The 17358-nt window shown below is 43.3% G+C and carries 10 protein-coding genes and 3 pseudogenes; 2 read left to right on the top strand and 11 right to left on the bottom strand.

The window, feature by feature from the left end; all coding sequences use genetic code 11:
* The first annotated feature begins 122 nt into the window (after positions 1-122).
* Positions 123-1991 (top strand): heavy metal translocating P-type ATPase, encoded by a 1869-nt coding sequence (locus RFK25_RS08145; RefSeq protein WP_332412871.1) that lies wholly within the window; start codon positions 123-125, stop codon positions 1989-1991.
* 63 nt (positions 1992-2054) lie between these two features.
* Here RFK25_RS08145 and ltrA read toward each other — a convergent pair.
* A pseudogene (gene ltrA, locus RFK25_RS08140) lies at positions 2055-3331 on the bottom strand (group II intron reverse transcriptase/maturase).
* 885 nt (positions 3332-4216) lie between these two features.
* On the opposite strand from ltrA, the pseudogene RFK25_RS08135 reads away from it, so the two are divergent.
* A pseudogene (locus RFK25_RS08135) lies at positions 4217-4401 on the top strand (ISL3 family transposase); the annotation flags it as partial.
* A 149-nt stretch (positions 4402-4550) separates the two neighbouring features.
* Here the strand turns inward: RFK25_RS08135 and RFK25_RS08130 are convergent.
* From RFK25_RS08130 to RFK25_RS08085, 10 genes and pseudogenes are all read right to left on the bottom strand, one after another.
* Positions 4551-4718, bottom strand: a complete 168-nt coding sequence (locus RFK25_RS08130) for a hypothetical protein (protein WP_332412868.1) — start codon at positions 4716-4718, stop codon at positions 4551-4553.
* Positions 4719-6044, bottom strand: coding sequence for an accessory Sec system glycosylation chaperone GtfB (gtfB, locus tag RFK25_RS08125; RefSeq protein WP_332412865.1), 1326 nt, complete (start codon positions 6042-6044; stop codon positions 4719-4721).
* Position 6045: 1 nt separating this feature from the next.
* A complete protein-coding gene (gtfA, locus tag RFK25_RS08120; RefSeq protein WP_332412862.1) occupies positions 6046-7545 on the bottom strand; it encodes an accessory Sec system glycosyltransferase GtfA in 1500 nt (499 codons plus the stop codon).
* A 15-nt stretch (positions 7546-7560) separates the two neighbouring features.
* Positions 7561-9939 carry an accessory Sec system translocase SecA2 gene (secA2, locus tag RFK25_RS08115; protein WP_332412860.1) on the bottom strand — a complete coding sequence of 793 codons (2379 nt, stop codon included), beginning with the start codon at positions 9937-9939 and terminating at the stop codon, positions 7561-7563.
* A gap of 13 nt (positions 9940-9952) precedes the next feature.
* Positions 9953-10495, bottom strand: coding sequence for an accessory Sec system protein Asp3 (asp3, locus tag RFK25_RS08110; protein WP_332412858.1), 543 nt, complete (start codon positions 10493-10495; stop codon positions 9953-9955).
* Entirely contained in the window at positions 10495-12069 is a 1575-nt protein-coding gene (asp2, locus tag RFK25_RS08105; protein WP_332412856.1) for an accessory Sec system protein Asp2, read from the bottom strand. The genes asp3 and asp2 overlap by 1 nt, the downstream gene beginning before the upstream one ends.
* A 4-nt stretch (positions 12070-12073) precedes the next feature.
* On the bottom strand, positions 12074-13645 hold the full coding sequence (gene asp1, locus RFK25_RS08100; RefSeq protein ID WP_332412855.1) for an accessory Sec system protein Asp1: 1572 nt from the start codon (positions 13643-13645) through the stop codon (positions 12074-12076).
* 10 nt (positions 13646-13655) lie between these two features.
* Positions 13656-14909, bottom strand: coding sequence for an accessory Sec system protein translocase subunit SecY2 (gene secY2, locus RFK25_RS08095; RefSeq protein ID WP_332412854.1), 1254 nt, complete (start codon positions 14907-14909; stop codon positions 13656-13658).
* 557 nt (positions 14910-15466) lie between these two features.
* Entirely contained in the window at positions 15467-15676 is a 210-nt protein-coding gene (locus RFK25_RS08090) for an LPXTG cell wall anchor domain-containing protein (protein ID WP_332412895.1), read from the bottom strand.
* 141 nt (positions 15677-15817) lie between these two features.
* Positions 15818-17200, bottom strand: a pseudogene (locus RFK25_RS08085) (DUF445 family protein); the annotation flags it as partial.
* Positions 17201-17358 lie beyond the last annotated feature (158 nt).

The raw sequence follows: 17358 nt of genomic DNA, 5'->3' as shown, positions 1-17358 counted from the left end.
GCTCTTTTTTCTTTCCTTGGAATTGTCTGAAAAATCTTATTTAGAATTATTATAATTAAACTTGACATTTTATTTGTAATTGTTATAATTAAACTATAAAAAGATATTTCGAGGAATTTTTTATGACACTAACACAACAATTTAAACAGAATAGTCACATTATCACGACTTCTGTCTGCCTAGTATTTATTCTGCTAGGTATCCTCCTGCTACAGACCGGGCAAGGATGGGCACCCATCCTCTTCATTTCAGCCTTTATCATCGGGGGCTACCAGTCTGCCAAGGAAGGTCTGACAGAATTATTTGTGGATAAGCACCTGTCTGTTGACCTGCTTATGATTTTAGCAGCAATCGGCTCTGGCCTCATCGGCTACTGGATGGAAGGAGCCCTGCTCATCTTTATCTTCTCCCTTTCTTCTACTTTGGAAGAATTGGCTATGGAGAAAAGCAAGGACGCTATCGCTGCTTTGATGAACATGACACCTCCAACGGCTCGGAAAATCGAAGAAAATGGTGACATTACTGTCTTAGACACGGCAGCCATTCGCGTCGGTGACCTCTTGCAAGTCCGGAAGGGCGACACAGTTCCACTAGATGCTACCCTCATCAGTCCGCAATCCATCTTTGACGAATCCATGATTACAGGCGAGCCGCTCCCTGCTGAGAAAATGGCTGGCGCTGCTGTTATCGGCGGAACCATCAACCAAGGGCCAACTGTTACTGTTCAAGTTACAGCTGAAAAAGGCGATGCCCTATTCGATAAAATCGTCCAAATGGTTGAAAACGCCCAAGAATCCAAATCAAAAACAGCGACTTTCATTGAAAATATGGAAGATACCTATGTCAAGGTTGTTTTGGTAGTGGTACCGCTCTTCATTCTCTTTGCTCATTTTGCTCTGGGCTGGGACTGGTTAACTGCCTTTTACCGTGGCATGATTCTCTTGACCATCGCTTCTCCATGTGCCCTTGTAGCTTCTTCTTCACCGGCGACACTTTCTGCTATCAGCCGTGCAGCACGTAAGGGTATGATTATCAAGGGCGGTGACATTGCGGACAAGATCGCCAACTTAGAAGCCATCGTCTTTGATAAGACAGGCACATTGACCATTGGTAAACCTGAAGTTGTCGGGGCGACCTATCTTGGCGATGAAAAACTGATCAAGGAAGTTGTTCAGGCAGTTGAAAAACAATCAAGCCACCCGATTGCACAGGCTCTAATGACCTATACGGCTGACAGCTCTGCTATTGCCCTCCAAAGCCTAGAAGACGTGACCGGAAAAGGCTTGGTGGCGGGCTATCAGGGCGACAGCTGGAAAATCGGTAAGGCGGGATTTGTGGTGGACAGCCTGGTCAGTCCCCTGTCTGCTGACTTGCTGGCACAAATCGATGAGGCGGAAAGCACTGGGAAAACCCTGGTCTATGTCAGCCAAAATGATGTGCTTGTGGCGATTTTCATGGTGGAGGATAGTCTGAAACCGGAAAGTAGACTCCTTATCTCTCAATTGAAAGAAATGGGTGTGACACCAATTCTCTTGACGGGCGACCAAGAAAAGACCGCTCGTTACGTGGCGAGACAGGTCGGCATTGATCGGGTCATTGCCAACTGTCTGCCGACGGATAAGGCTGCTGTTATCCAAGAACTGCAAACCGAGTTTGCGTCTGTCGGTATGGTGGGGGATGGTATCAACGATGCTCCTGCCCTTGCTCAAGCCAATGTCAGCTATGCCATGGGAAGCGGTACGGACATCGCTATGGAGTCAGCTGACATCGTACTCATGGAAGACCTGACGAGAATTCCTTACTCCATTCGTCTCTCTAAGAAAATGCGGGGCATCATCAAGCAAAATATCGTCTTTGCCCTGTCTGTCATTGCTCTTCTTATCATTTCTAACCTCTTCCAGTCTATCAATCTGCCACTCGGCGTAGTCGGACACGAAGGTTCTACCATTTTGGTGATTCTCAACGGACTGAGACTCTTGTATTTCAAATAATCGAGTAGGGACTAAGACTAGTCCCTCTCACACCACCGTGCGTGCCGTTCGGCACACGGCGATTCAACTAACTTTTAACGCATGTCGTTTTAGATAATAATCTAGGCAAGAAACCAGTCCACGTTTAGCGAGGACTGGTTTTGATATGGCACGTTTCAGTACAGACCTCTGAGTCACTAATTGATAATGGTCTCCCCAGCCAGATACCTTATCCGCTATCCACTTCGGTACTCCTAATTTGAGAAGTCCCCATAGTCGCCTAGATTTCTTCTTCCATTGTTTCCAAATAATAACTCTTATTCGAGTTCTTAGTCATTCATCAATGCTTTCCATGACTGATTTCATGTTCGTCATAGAAAAGTAGTTTATCCAACCTCGGATGACCCAGTTTAGTCGCTCAATTCGGTTGCCTAAGTCAATACTCCACTTACGGGCCGTTAGTTTCTTGAGTTTTCTCTTGAAACTCTGTACGCTATCCTGATTCGGACGACTTTTCCAGCCATCAGGTGATTTCCAAAACCCAAATCCTAGGTACTTCAGTTTGCTCGGTCTTACAATCTTTGTCTTGATCCTGTTGACTTTCAAACCTAATCCTTTTTCAATATAACGACTAATTGAATGCATCACACGTTTAGCCGCCGCCTCACTACCAACTGTGATGACACAGTCATCTGCGTAGCGGACAAAGCGAAGTCCGCGATTTTCCAACTCTTTATCTAGCTCATTAAGCATGATATTGGACAGGAGCGGTGATAGATTTCCTCCCTGTGGCGTTCCAACTAGTGTTTTATACCGTTGTCCGTTAATGACTACACCCGAATGAAGGTACTTACGAATTAAAGATTCTGTATCTCCATCTTGGATAATGTTATGAACAAGCGACATCAGTCTATCTTGAGGAACGGTATCGTCCACTTCTCCAGGTCTATGTCTACTATCCACTCATAACCGTCATTAAGGTATCCTAATAACTGGATAATAGCTCGTTCGCATGACCGATTGGGTCTGAATCTGTAGCTCTTATCAGAGAAAAAGGGTTCACAAATAGGACTAATGACTTGAACAATAGCTTGTTGTATCATTCTATCCATGACCGTTGGGATACCTAGCTGACGGACTCCGCCGTTAGCTTTGGGAATTTCAACTCGTAAAACTGGCTGAGGCTTGTACTTCCTCGGCTTTATGAGTTCTTTAGTTGAACGCCAGTGTTTGCGGAGATAGTCATCTATTTCGTCAATAGTTACGCCGTCAATTCCTGCTGAACCTTTATTGGCTCTAACTTGATTATAGGCTTCATGCATATGGGACCAAGATAGGATATTATCTAGTAACTGTGACATGTGCGTATTCCTTTCTTGTTTCGGTGTCTGTAGGATATCTTATATTGGCGAACTTTCTTCTAGTCAATACGTGACCGCCTCCAGTTCTATCAGACCGTTCTTTTACAGACACGAGTGAAGTAGGTATACTTCGGTTAATAGTTCAGCCCTTCGCTCCGTTTCCATTACAGAAACTTCATCGCTACTATGACCTCGGCTGAGAGCCTGCCCCAGCCATTGTTGTTCAACGAAGAATGAGTTGATGACAACAATAGGCGAGGGTACTTCTCATGATTCGTTGTTATAGTCAATTGACGCCCATGAGACCTCACGGGATAAGTCGTACATCTTTCCTCGTTTACACAAGATATGAGGACATTAAAAGGTCTAAGTGAAAATAGGAATTCCGACGAAGAGTCCGGTGACTCTAGGAGGAATTATCATTTTCACACTGACCTTAGTCCGAATTCAATTACACTCGTGATTTACGCATATAGGTTACGACTACCTTTTTGGACTTTAATGTGCTGAGCCACCTTGTCCGCTATATACACCTTCGTATCACGTTTCTGTTCGTAGTGCCACGATTTCGCTATCCCTTCCTCTGACGGTCTTGGTTTCTAGCGTCAGACTTAAAACGGTCTTTCCCCAGACCGTTTTAATCCGCTACCTCACGATAGTCAGGCTTGGGAGTCACTATTGGGTTCACCGGTAGCAGGTGCCCACGGAGGACTTCCACATCAGATGTACGACATGCCCGTCGTACGCAGAAAAAGACAAACAGGCTCTATAAGACTGTAGTGGGAAAATCCACTATAGAGATTATGGAGCCTTTTGGAGTGTAGAAAAAAAGTCCCATATGACCTATAATGAAAAGCGACAAAACTATCATTTATAAAGACTCATATGGAACAGTTCAATTTTATCACACAACTACTCGGAATTAAAGACCCTAATATCATTATTTTGGAGATTGTGGATGCCAGGAGTCGCAAAGAGGTCATCGCCAAGCTGGATTACCCTGCTCCCAAATGCCAACATTGCCAAGGGCAGATGGTCAGTACGACTTCCAAAAACCATCTAAAATACCTTAAAACCGGGACCAATTGGTCAGCAAGAGCAGCCGCTCGGTCATTCAAGAGTATATCGTCACGCATGGCTCTTCCACCACATTCTTATTTGACATATTTTCTCACATTTTCATGGAATTTTAGTTTCAATTAGCTTGAGGCAAGAATTTCTATAAATAACGAAGTAGGGAGAAAATAACTGCCAACGTCACAAGGAAAATGATGGTGAGATAAAAATAATTCCGTCTCTGCTTGTTTTTCTTAGGTTCAACATAGCGAGCTTCCTTGATTTGTTTCTCAATCGCTTCGTCCAACAAGGGATTACGTTTCTCTGGCATTTAGCGCTCCTCCTTCCCAAGTAACTGTTGGTATCCTGCAACAGATTCATTGCTAGTTTCTTCACGCTGCAAGGTCACCATCTGTGGATAAGATGCTGCAAAGCCTGCCAAGGCCATCACCATGTTAGTTGGCTGGCTGGCATCAAAGCGGTGGGAAGCTGGAATCAGATCACGGTTATGAACGGTTTGCTCAAAGGCCAAAATCACCATATTTTGCTCAAAGGCCTTGCGAACCGCATCCATTACTTCTCCACTATGATTGATATCGAGGTAGATATCGCATTCTTGGAACAACTGTTGCAGCTGTTTCTGTGAAATATTTGGATAGAGGGTAATATTTGACTTCGCTTCAAAAGCCATCAATCGTTGAGACATTTCTGTCAATGCGCCGATATGGAAGTGGAAGTCTGGTAGTGCTTGAGTTAGCTCCTCTAATTTCTCAATCTGATCCGAGTTGGTTAGGATAAGAATTTCCTTTCGTCCAGCATTCTCACGCAAGCTTGGATAGATATAACCTAGGTAAGCAATCTTGGCCTTTTGTTCTTCCGGCAAGATATCCATCATCTTCTGATAAACTTGACGCTGCTGTACCAAAACACGTTGTGTACGAACATGGGAAGAATTCAACATGACCTTCATGTTTCCTGGGATGTCCTCCTGGATACCTTCCTGCCAAAAGAGGACATCTTGACCTGCTTCTGGACTGTTGTAGGAGAGGAAAAAAGGAGTCGATAAAGAGTTGTACCAAATCTCTGACAATTCCCAGCCCATTTCCGCAAAATAATGGCGGAACAATTCCACACGATTGTCAAAGAAATACACTTTTCCCTGCCAGTTTAACTGAATGTCACCCGTCATGAAATTCTCAACCAAGACCTCTTGTTTTGCCTGATTGAAATAAATACGGCTAGTCACCTTCTGCTCGGCATTAAAATAGGTTCGTGCAAACAACCAACCAAAGCGATTGTAGTGGTCTGTAAAACGTACCTTTTCATTTGGTCCAAACCAGTCAACATTTTTGATGCGACGGAGGTGCTTGGGTTCGGCATAAAAAATCTTTGCCTTCCGTTGGCTGTAATCCCAGACTTCCCCTTCACCATTGGTCCCTGTAATTTCCCAAAAAGGAGGGACTTGGAGTTGGTTGAAATAAAGCGAGCACCCCTGACCTGTCTCCATTTGGCAATAGTATGAATAGGCAGAGGTCACACCTTCTGGTAGAAAACCATCATCATTAATGACAACGACAGGACCTTGGAAACCTGCCTGAGTCAGTGAATAATACAGATCCTTACTGGCCTGATGGAAGCTATCATATAATTGAATCATTTTAAACCTCCTCAATAAAGCGCAACCATGCTTTTTCCAATTCGACCGTCAGAAATTCCTTAGCACGGTCATAGGATGCCGCCTGCCAGTCTTGCAGCTGACCTGATTGGAATAGGTCCAGCAGTTTTTCGGCAAAGAGTCGGCCATAGACAGTTGGATCATCAACGTCCAAACGACTGATCAAGCTGCCATTTCGTCCATCCTGCACAAAGGTTTGGTTGCCATAAGGAACATCCAAGCCAATAATCGGCAGGCCAGAACCAATGGCTTCCATCAAGGTCAAACCAAAACCTTCTGAGGTCGAACCTGCCAAGTAGGCTTGGTAGTGTTTATAAACCTCTGTTAAATCATGGTGCCCCATCAAGCGAATAAAAGAGGAAGCATCGTGTTCTTTGATTATGGCTTCCAAGCGGCTACGTTGCCCACCCTCACCATAAATATCAAACTGAAGGTCTGGCAAGTGTTTTTGGGCCTGAATCACCGCATCCACCAACCAATCAATGTGTTTCTCACTAGCCAGTCGCGAACAGGTCACCAAAGAGAAAGGACGACGGTCCCCTTCGGGCTGGCGCAATTCATCCAAACTACCAACTGGTAAAGTAAAAATTTTCGGACGGAAAGGCGTATAGGTCTCAAATTGGGCCGCCAGCGTTTCCGCTTGCGCCTTGGTTGAGGTAATAAAGGCATCAATCTTATCCGCATTCGAAAACTGATATTCGTAATAGTTATTCCAAAGAATGGTTTCTTCCGTCACAGAATTCATATTGTAATGCTCTGCATGAATCACGACTGCCACACGGGCCTCTCCTCGGTGGCGCAGAATCGCCTGACCTGTCCCAGTAGCACGATCAATCAAGATAATGTCCTCTTTTGTCAGAGCCAATCGGTCCAACATGCGACCAATCAACTCCTCTTTTGTACAAAGGATAGCATCAGGAAAACGGAAGATACTCTGGCCACCAGAACAGTTTTCTTCATAGGCGATAGAACCATCTTCGTTGAAAAATACCCGCACATTTAAAACAGGTGCATTATCCACTGGAGCATAGTATTCCGAAAACATCTTGGTATAGCTATAGTAGTCCTTGCGAATCAGCTTCCCTTTGGAAAGAAACTCTACCTTTTGTACATAGTCTGGATGATTTTTCCGTGTAAACACCAAGATGACCAAGTCCTTGTCTTTATGCTGGTATTTGACAGATTCGGGGCTCTGTGAAACCTTGATAAAATCAGAATCTAGACTGGCTTCAAACTCCATCAAAGGATAGGTTGTCGCTGCAATCTTGACATCGGTAAAAAAGCCATAGAGCCAGATAATTTCCTGGTCTTCAAAGCCAATATTGGCTGTAAAATGAGCCAGGTTTTCTCCTTGAAACATATCTGTAAAAATAAATTTACTATCTTGGCCAATCTTTCTAAAAATGCTGGCCCGATAGGCTTGGGCATACTCTACTCCGCTGCTGGCCCAACCAATTCCACGGTTGACATTATAAATGGTCATCTTCTGTTCCTTTTCTTATACAAAATAAATAGAATGTTTTCCATCTTTCGATTGCTCTATGGTACTGAGCATAACATTTCGAGCGATTTTCTGTTTGACAAAATCAGACATCTGTTTGTAGGAACGTAGGGATTCTTGGTAGTATTCGGACATTCCATCCCTCTGGGCTGTAGATCGTGTTGTGACAACCCCCTTCAACTGTTGGAGACTATCCACTTCTTCGACCCAGCACTCATCAATTGCCTTCAAAACAGACAGACGATAGAACTCTGACAAAGCTTCTTCTGACTGCAAAAGCATCCCTTTTTTAGCCACTTCTTCTTCCACCAATTTTAACAAATAGTTCTTAACGTCCTGGTCATCGTCCAAGTCTAAAGCTCTTGGGAAATACCTGAAAGCATAGCTATAGTTGTCCAAGATATAGCGGCGTAGCTGATGGCGTGTTCGCTCCTTGTTCTCGGCCAAATAAGAATCGATCACTTCTTCCATAATCTGGCGGACATTTTCCGCCAAGTTCTCATCATCAAGAATCAAGCGGTCCCGCAAGCCATAAATCTTCTGGCGCTGGACTCGCAGGCTTTCATCAAAGCGAATAGTTGATTCACGAGCGCTGACAGCACTATCCTCGCTCTTTTCTTGAGCTTGATGAATGGCCGCATGGAAGCGACGACTTGTCAAAGCTCGACCATAATTTCTACGATCTTCACGATTATGCTTTTTAAAGTATTTTTTGACCCATTCCGGACCATAGTTGGTCAACAATTCATCTTCCAAGGAGACAAAGAACTGAGACATGCCTGGTTCCCCTTGACGGCCTGCTCGACCGCGCAACTGCCAGTCCATCCGACTATTGGCCATCCGCTCGGTTCCAACAACTGCCAAACCACCCAATTGTTCCACACCTGGTCCCAACTTAATATCAGTTCCACGGCCGGCCATGATAGTCGCACAAGTCACCGTTCCCAACTGACCAGCCTCTTTGATAATCAAGGCTTCTTTTGCCACGTTATTGGCTGTCAGCGTCGAATGGGCAATCCCTTCTTGCAAGAGCAGTTGCGAATAAATTTGGGTGATTTCCACAGTTCCAGAAATCAACAGCACAGGTTGTCCCTTGGCATGCAGCTCCTTAACCAGTTCCATCGTTGCATACAATTTTTCTGGAAGAGTGGTATAAATTTTATCTGGATAATCGATTCGTTGAATCGGCACATTGGTCGGAATGGAAATAACTGGAACCTTATAAGTCGAAATCAATTCATCCTCTGACTGGTGTCCGGTACCTGTCATTCCTGCAAGTTTAGGGAACATGTTGAAGAGGCTTTGATAGGTAACTGAGCCCATGGCACGACTTTCTTTGGTTTTCTTCACATTTTCCTTGGTTTCCAAGGCTTGGTGAATACCAGATTGTAGACGGGTGCCTTCTAACACGCGTCCTGTTCGATTGTCCAAGAGCTTGACCTCATCATCCTGTACCACATAATCATGATTTTTCTTGTAGAGATAGTGGGCCCGTAAGGCTAGGTTGATATGGCGATTAAGCTCCCAGTTGTCTGCATTGTAAATACTCTCTTCTGCGAAATAGTGTTCCGCATAGTCATTGCCCTTGTCCGTCAAATAGACTTCCTTTTTATCTGGGTCAAAGTAAAACTCCTCTTCGCCCAAAGTTAGTACAAACTGATCGCAGATATCGTACATATTGGATTGAACTCGAGGGGTCCCTGAGATGATGAGAGGAGTTTGGGCGCTATCTAGCAAGACCGCATCCGCCTCATCAACAATAACATAGTTAAAGTCACGTAGAAACTTCTCGCTCTTTGAAGAAGCAAGGTTATCAGACAGGTAATCAAAACCCAGACCAGCACCAGTTACATAGGTGATATCGGATCCATAGACCATTCGTTTGGTCTCTGCATCTCCTTCTTGGTCATCATCATAGACACCAAGACCAACAGTTAGGCCGAGAAACTCATAGACCTGCCCCATTTCCAGAGCATCCCGCTTGGCCAGATACTCATTGGTAGTGACCAAAATCGCACCTTTTCCTGATAGAGCATTGAGGTATAGGGGCATTGTCGCCGTCAGGGTTTTTCCCTCACCAGTCTTCATCTCCGCAATGGTCCCTTGATGGAGTGCAATTCCCCCCATCACCTGTACATCATAAGGAAATTGACCTAGGACACGGTAACAGGCTTCCCTACAAACCGCAAACGCTTCTACAAGCATATCGTCTAGGTCCTCACCTGCTTCCAAGCGCGCCTTAAAGAGACTTGTTTGATTCGCCAAGTCTTGATCGGTCATCCCTTCATAGGTATCGGACAGAGCATTAATCTGTCTGGTTATTTTTTTAATCTTTCTCAACCGAATCTGATTCAGCAAAGAAGTCTTGTATTGCATGGTTGCTATTCCTTTATCCTTTTTGGTGAATCAAGCGGCTCACCAGTCTTAGTTCCTCAGGTTCCTGACCTGATGTGTAACTACTGACCTGATTTCTTTCTATCAAAGGTTTGGCGCTATTTTCAGGTCCATAAATCGCAATATGGAAGAATTCCACCTGCCGACAACCTGCACTCATTAGGGAAATCCGATAGGTGAAGGCATCTTTAGGAAAGGTAAATTCTTCTTGCCCATTTCTGAGGATATCCCGTTGGATTTCCTCATTCTGGCGATTGAAATATTGAATTTGAAAATAGGCGGTCTGTTCAGGCACAATGGTGACCTTTTGCTCTAGGCGATAGGTAACTCCTGGATAGAGCAAGGGGAGTTCTGGACAAGAACGATTGGCCTGGTAGTTAGTCCGAGACCGCCAAGTTTTAATGGGTTTACCTGGTGAAAAATGAAGATTCTCAAAAAAAATTGAGTCTTCCTGTATCTGGATCATTGAACCGTACAGGTAGTTTACTCCTGGGGTTACTCCTGTCCAGAGTAATTTTTGCACTAATGCTTCTACCATTACATGTCCCTTCCAAAATCATTTTTTAGAATCTTATGGTACTGAGCCATAAACCAACGGTTGATGGCACGACTATTGTCGTTGTGTCGGCCTTCATACCCCTTACAGAAAATATGGACATCCTTATCCGCCAAATAATCAATCAGGCGTTCCATAGCATGGCCATCATAGTCATCCTGCTCCATATACGCAATTGCAAATTGAGTCGTATGAAAATCTGATTCGCCAAATTTATCCCAGAATCGTTGGTTAAAGGCTTCAATTGAGGCAGAATCAGCTCCACCGACAACATTACGAATCATGTCACCACTGGTTTCAAACTCGCCGGGACGCTTCAACTTCAAATTAGAAACAGTCTCTCCTAAGTTTGTAAACGGCTTCCCGACGATTACAGCATGGGGATTAAAATGAGACGCATAGTACAAGCCACCAAATGCTCCCATTGATAGACCGGAAAGAATAAGTTGGTTCGAATCAAATCCCAAATAATCCAAAGCTTCTTGAATCGCAGATTGTAAATGACCTTCTAATTCATCTGTTCCAGAATAGAAGCATCCACCCTCCAAACGCGGATCGGCTACGAGTAGAAAGGGAGCTCCCAAGCGTTTCATCATGAAGAAACCTTCAAAACCTTCCGCTCCCCGAAAACCAGAGAAATATACATTCAAAGGAGGTTTCATATCTCCCGGGTTAAAGTAATGAAAAATTTCTTGGCGTTTGGCATCCGAATGGCGCTTGCCCCCTAAGACAAAGCGGCCAAGTCCAGAACGCGAATAACGCCAATGGAGTACACCAGTCTTGATAGATCCTGTCCCTCTGGCAGAAACAGACACACTATAGAAACCAACCTCTGGATGGGGTGCTAGAACATAAGGTTCTTTCATTTCTTCTTCACTCAAGATCTGTTTCTCAAAAACATCCGCTAAAGATCCCTTACGGATCGGATCCAACTCTAGACGAAGTTCACAGTCTCCATTTTTTATGTATTCCAACCAGATTTCAAGAGACATGGGAAAGGTCCCCAAGTTATAACGAAATGTCATTAGGGGTTGAAAATCCTCCCCAAAATCACCTGTAAACGTAACACCGACATTGCCCTCATAATCAACTTGACCTGTAAAGTTGGGATTAACATCAATCTCAGGGATCTTTAACTTAGCCCCATATTGTCCTGAAAAGAGGTTCATATGGAGAAAAGCAATCAACTCTTCCTGACTTCCCTGTATAGGTAGGTAAGACATCACCTTTCTGCGGTAAAAACCAGTCGGAGCTATATCAAAGACCTCCACATTTTCTGTCATAAAGACAGCGTAAGCTTCGATGTTATTCATCAAAGGTTCAAGTTGCTTTTCCGACAAAGAATCGGTCACTAGGATTCCTGTAAAGTAAAGTGGTACCTTGGGATTTTCTCCCATTTCTGCTAATTTTTCAGCAGGAATTTTTGCCAAAGCTGCATCGTTTAACTCTTGGAGAAGGTCTGTAATGCCTTCTGCACTCGTATAAAGCCATTCCAGGTCTGCTGGAAGCTCCTTTCCTTGCGACCAATCTTGGCTTCCTATCTGTAAAATTTTCATTCTGTTAGCCTTTATTTTCTAATAATTCTTTCCACTGATCAATTATGCGACCGCTAGTGTAATCCCCCATTTTTTGGACAGTTGAAACAAGGGACCTATTCCAGTTTGTCAGACCATCAAAGTAATAAGCGACTGCTTCTGTCAGGTCTTTAATTCCCGTCACAATCCAACCATTTTCCCCATGCGTTACATACTCTGAAGCTTGGCGATTGACTTGTGGGATTCCCGCGCTAATACTAGCAATCTGAGTATAAAGATGCGGAACCTGTCCCAAATCCAATACCAATCGGGTCGTATCTAATTGGCGAATAATCTGATTTTCATTGGTAAAGGTATGGAAGCGAATGCTGGACAAGGTCATCTCTTGATCCTCTTCCAATTGGTTTTCACCAGCCTCTTCCGATACTTCCATGAACCGAGCAAGTGTGTATTTTTCCTGCAGAAGAGCAATCAATTCACTTTCCAAAGCCTTCATATTGCGTGCACGTTCATAGCTGACAATATCCAATTCAATCAAGGGATTTTCTTCCATTAACTGCAATAAAACATGCAGGGTTTGTAAATAGTCTTCACGGCTTGCGCCGTCTATCTGCCAGTAAATAATCAATTCCTTGACCGTCTGACTGCGTCCTAAACGCAAACGTGTATCAAACGGCGTCACCTTGCTGACATGGTGAGCAGGGGTTCCCAGCTGGGCCAAACTGTACTCAAGGGCCAGCTTGTTTTTCTCCGAATCCACTACCAGGACATCACCTTCCCGAGCAAGACGCTTTAAGTCACTGCCCTCTTGGAGACTGTAGCGGTCACCGCTAAAGGACAACACTTTTTTCTGTTGTTCAAAAGCATCCAACAAGAGGCGATTGTGTTGTTCATGGACTGCCATAACCAAGTAGTCATGTTCTGTCATACGCAGACGTTTGAAGAAGAATAATTTCTCTAAAATCAAATCATCCCAACTCTCATAAGTCAGCTGGAAGAATTCCTGATCTGCCCGTGGGTTGACGGTAATGAGATTGGAAGCTTCTGCCAAGTGCTCACGAACCTGCCAGACCCCATTTTCATTCAGATAGTCCTGATGGCTAGGCTGCCCATCTGAAAAATAAAGGATACTCGATAAAAATCCACGATCGTCAAACAGGTAATGGTAGGTAACTTCATTCTCCTTAAAGTATTCCACTTTCAAGAGATTGCCGCTTTCAGCAAAATGCACTTCCGCAATCCGTTCATCCCCAATTTTGACCAACAAGGCAAAGGGAGTATAGACAAAACATGCCCCCTGTGGCCAAGTCAAATCAGTTACCTGGAGCACCTTGGTATTTTTGCTTTGGATATTTTGAATCTCATCAAAGAAGGACCAGTAAGGGGTTGAAAGGATATCTTGACGGTGCAAAAAATAGCGCAAATGGGGTTGGTACCCCAACAAGAGCATCATCGTTTCTTCACCCGCAGCCTGGAAGGTCTTCAATTGATTCACGGCATCGTCAAAGGTCATATTTTCAATAACACGAAACCATAATGGGGCTTCCATATACCACTTACGATTTCCTTGATACCAGGATGGGACAAAATAAAACATAGTAACTCCTTTAAATAATCTCGTCGTATTCTCTCCATGAACGAAGAATGCGAACCTGTTCCACTATGCCCAACAAAAGGGTAGTGACAATATAAATATTGTTGATCAACAGTGCGATACTGATTTGCCCTTGCTGGCTCCACACCAGGAGCAAGGGCACACCTCCCATCAAGCAGGTATAGATCGCACCAACCAAGGCTAAACGATTTAGATAGAAGGAAATGTACTTCCGAGTTGCCTCTCCTGGACGAACATTCTCGATATAGTCCCCGCTTTTCTGCATATTTTCTGCGACTTCAGTCGGGTCTATATTGAAGTAGGCAAAACCAATAGCTAAAATGAAGAGCAAGAAAATATACACAAGAATCCCGAGTAATTCTGAAATACTCACCTTCCCAACCAGCTCCTTCAATATAGGATTTTCTGGAAAAATCTGCAACAGAGCTGAAATTAGAATTGGTGGCAAGGACATCAGCGTCATCGCATACATGAAAGGCATCCCTCCTGCCGGCGTCACCCGAATTGGGATATAGGTGGATTCGGCAAATGCACTGATAATCATAATCCGTCGAATCGGAATCCGATACTCTGCTCGATAGACGACGACTGTAATCCAAATCAAGGCAGAAGCGATTAGTGCAATCACCGCAATCGTCAACAAAAATTCGAGGCCTCCCAATCGATTTTCTAAAAAATACCGGATGATATTGATGATAAAAGTTAAAATCATGTTGGAGACAATAATAACCGATGGGCCTCCTAAGCCCTTACGGCCATTCACATTTGCCAACCACATGAGGACAAAACTACCGGCAATCATCACTACCATTGTAATTCCCCTTAGGATTGGGAGTGAATAGTCACCAAACTGACTTAACTGATAGTAATCTGATAGGGAACTAACCCCAATGGACTGGATCAAGGCTATAATAAACATCAGTAACATGCGGTAGCGATGGCTTTGTTGGGCAGTTAAACCTTTAATTGTCTTAAAGAGTGTCAAAAAACGCCACAAGATCATCCCTGTCATCCAAGGACTCAGCCCGAGAGAAAATAGATTCAGGGTCGAAAACTGACCACCTGTTACCATGGCCAAGTTCTCCAAGGCACTATCTAATTTATATTCACCCGCTTCAATGCCTGCAGCAGGAAGGGTTGCGATTGGGCTATATTTCCCCAACATATAGACAAATACGATGCCAACCGTCCAGGTCAGGCGGTTAGCTAGAGTAGAAGAACGATAGTTTCTCCATATATTTTTCATAATATAAACTTCCTATTCCTTATCATATCTAGGGATAAGACCTTATCCCCATATATGATAAATCGAAGTCGCCCTCGTTAAAGGGCAGCTTCGATTCAACTAGTATGACTTGTTCATTCTTATTTGCTGTTTCAAGAAAAGTGTTAAAAAATCATTTTTTTAACTGTGTTTTTGCTCATGTCTTACTAGTTTTAAATATGTCCAAAAGAGTCTCCCAATTTTAGCACTATTGCTAGGCTAAGTCAATAAAAAGACTGTGAAAATACTAAGTTTTTCAATGAATACATTTTCAATTTTCCTACGGAAAATATAGCTAGTTGGCACTTATTTTTCCTTTTTTGAGGCTACTATTTTTAGGTTAAATGAGTCTAAAAAATCTTATGCGCCAGCTTTTTCCATAGAAACTGCTAGCCGTTCCATTACTTATCTATTAGTGTACTGTTTCTTTGTCTATTATTCAACTGATTATCGGTTTTTTCCATATTTAAATCAGAACTTGATACAAAGAAAGTAGCTGGCATTTGCTAGCTACCTTTCTTTTTGCCTTCTAGCTTTAATTACTTTTCTTCTTCGTCTTTTTTGCGACGTTTGTAGAAAGCACCAAACAAGAGGCCTGCTCCAAGCAATCCTGCCCAAGATGACGACTCCTCACCTGTATTTGGCAATACTGCTGACTTACGAGGAAGCTGTGAATCCTGTGAAGGAGTTGATTCAGATACTGTCTCGGAAACTGATTCAGATACAGACTCGGAAATGGATTCAGACACGGATTCTGAGACTGATTCACTTACAGATTCAGAAATGGACTCTGATACTGATTCGCTGACTGACTCTGAAATAGATTCGGATACTGACTCAGAGATTGACTCGGAAATTGACTCTGAAACAGATTCAGATACTGACTCAGAAACGGATTCGCTGATTGACTCTGATACAGATTCTGAAATGGATTCAGAGACGGACTCGGAAACGGATTCGCTGATTGATTCTGATACTGATTCTGAAACAGATTCGCTGATTGACTCAGATACCGATTCAGATACCGATTCTGAAATGGATTCTGATACAGATTCAGAGATTGACTCAGATACCGATTCTGAAATTGATTCGCTTACTGATTCTGAGATGGATTCTGAAACTGACTCGCTTACCGATTCTGAGATTGATTCAGATACCGATTCTGAAATGGATTCTGATACTGACTCAGAGATTGATTCTGATACTGACTCGCTTACCGATTCTGAGATTGACTCAGATACCGATTCAGAAATTGATTCGCTTACTGATTCTGAGATTGATTCTGATACTGACTCGGAAACAGATTCAGATACTGACTCGGAAATTGACTCCGATACTGATTCTGAGATGGATTCTGAAACTGACTCAGAGATTGACTCAGAAACGGATTCTGAGATTGATTCTGAAACTGATTCGCTAATTGACTCTGATACTGATTCTGATACTGACTCAGAAACGGATTCTGAGATTGACTCAGATACAGATTCAGAGATTGACTCAGATACCGATTCAGAAATTGATTCGCTTACTGATTCTGAGATTGATTCTGATACTGACTCGCTGACCGATTCTGAAATGGATTCTGAAATTGACTCTGAAACGGATTCGCTGATTGATTCAGATACTGATTCTGAAATTGACTCTGAGACTGACTCAGATACTGATTCTGAGACTGATTCGCAAATTGACTCTGAAACAGATTCTGATACTGACTCAGAGATTGATTCTGATACTGACTCGCTGACCGATTCTGAGATTGATTCTGATACAGATTCGGAAATCGATTCTGATACTGACTCAGAGATTGATTCAGATACCGATTCTGAAATGGATTCTGATACAGATTCAGAGATTGACTCAGATACCGATTCAGAAATTGACTCTGAAACAGATTCAGATACTGACTCAGAAACGGATTCGCTGATTGACTCAGATACAGATTCTGAAACTGACTCTGATACGGATTCTGAGATGGATTCTGAAATGGATTCAGATACCGATTCTGATACAGATTCAGAGATTGACTCAGATACCGATTCTGAAATGGATTCGCTTACTGATTCTGAGATGGACTCTGATACGGATTCTGAAACAGATTCAGATACCGATTCTGAAATGGATTCAGATACAGATTCAGAAATTGATTCGCTTACTGATTCTGAGATGGATTCTGAAACGGATGCGCTAATTGACTCTGATACAGATTCTGAAACTGATTCAGATACCGATTCTGATACAGATTCAGAGATTGACTCAGATACAGATTCAGAAATTGATTCGCTTACTGATTCTGAGATTGATTCTGAAACTGACTCGCTTACTGATTCTGAGATGGATTCTGATACTGACTCGGAAATTGACTCCGATACTGATTCTGAGATGGATTCTGAAACTGACTCAGAGATTGACTCAGAAACGGATTCTGAGATTG

Source organism: Streptococcus sp. SS-4456 (assembly GCF_036680365.1).
In the GTDB taxonomy this organism is placed as follows: domain Bacteria; phylum Bacillota; class Bacilli; order Lactobacillales; family Streptococcaceae; genus Streptococcus.
This window is presented reverse-complemented; position numbering and strand designations above follow the sequence as displayed.

What these genes read in the sequence shown, in the direction of transcription:
- RFK25_RS08145 (WP_332412871.1), top strand. Translation starts at nt 123, where the DNA reads ATGACACTAACACAACAATTTAAACAGAATAGTCACATTATCACGACT.
- RFK25_RS08130 (WP_332412868.1), bottom strand. Translation starts at nt 4,718, where the DNA reads ATGCCAGAGAAACGTAATCCCTTGTTGGACGAAGCGATTGAGAAACAA.
- gtfB (WP_332412865.1), bottom strand. Translation starts at nt 6,044, where the DNA reads ATGATTCAATTATATGATAGCTTCCATCAGGCCAGTAAGGATCTGTAT.
- gtfA (WP_332412862.1), bottom strand. Translation starts at nt 7,545, where the DNA reads ATGACCATTTATAATGTCAACCGTGGAATTGGTTGGGCCAGCAGCGGA.
- secA2 (WP_332412860.1), bottom strand. Translation starts at nt 9,939, where the DNA reads ATGCAATACAAGACTTCTTTGCTGAATCAGATTCGGTTGAGAAAGATT.
- asp3 (WP_332412858.1), bottom strand. Translation starts at nt 10,495, where the DNA reads ATGGTAGAAGCATTAGTGCAAAAATTACTCTGGACAGGAGTAACCCCA.
- asp2 (WP_332412856.1), bottom strand. Translation starts at nt 12,069, where the DNA reads ATGAAAATTTTACAGATAGGAAGCCAAGATTGGTCGCAAGGAAAGGAG.
- asp1 (WP_332412855.1), bottom strand. Translation starts at nt 13,645, where the DNA reads ATGTTTTATTTTGTCCCATCCTGGTATCAAGGAAATCGTAAGTGGTAT.
- secY2 (WP_332412854.1), bottom strand. Translation starts at nt 14,909, where the DNA reads ATGAAAAATATATGGAGAAACTATCGTTCTTCTACTCTAGCTAACCGC.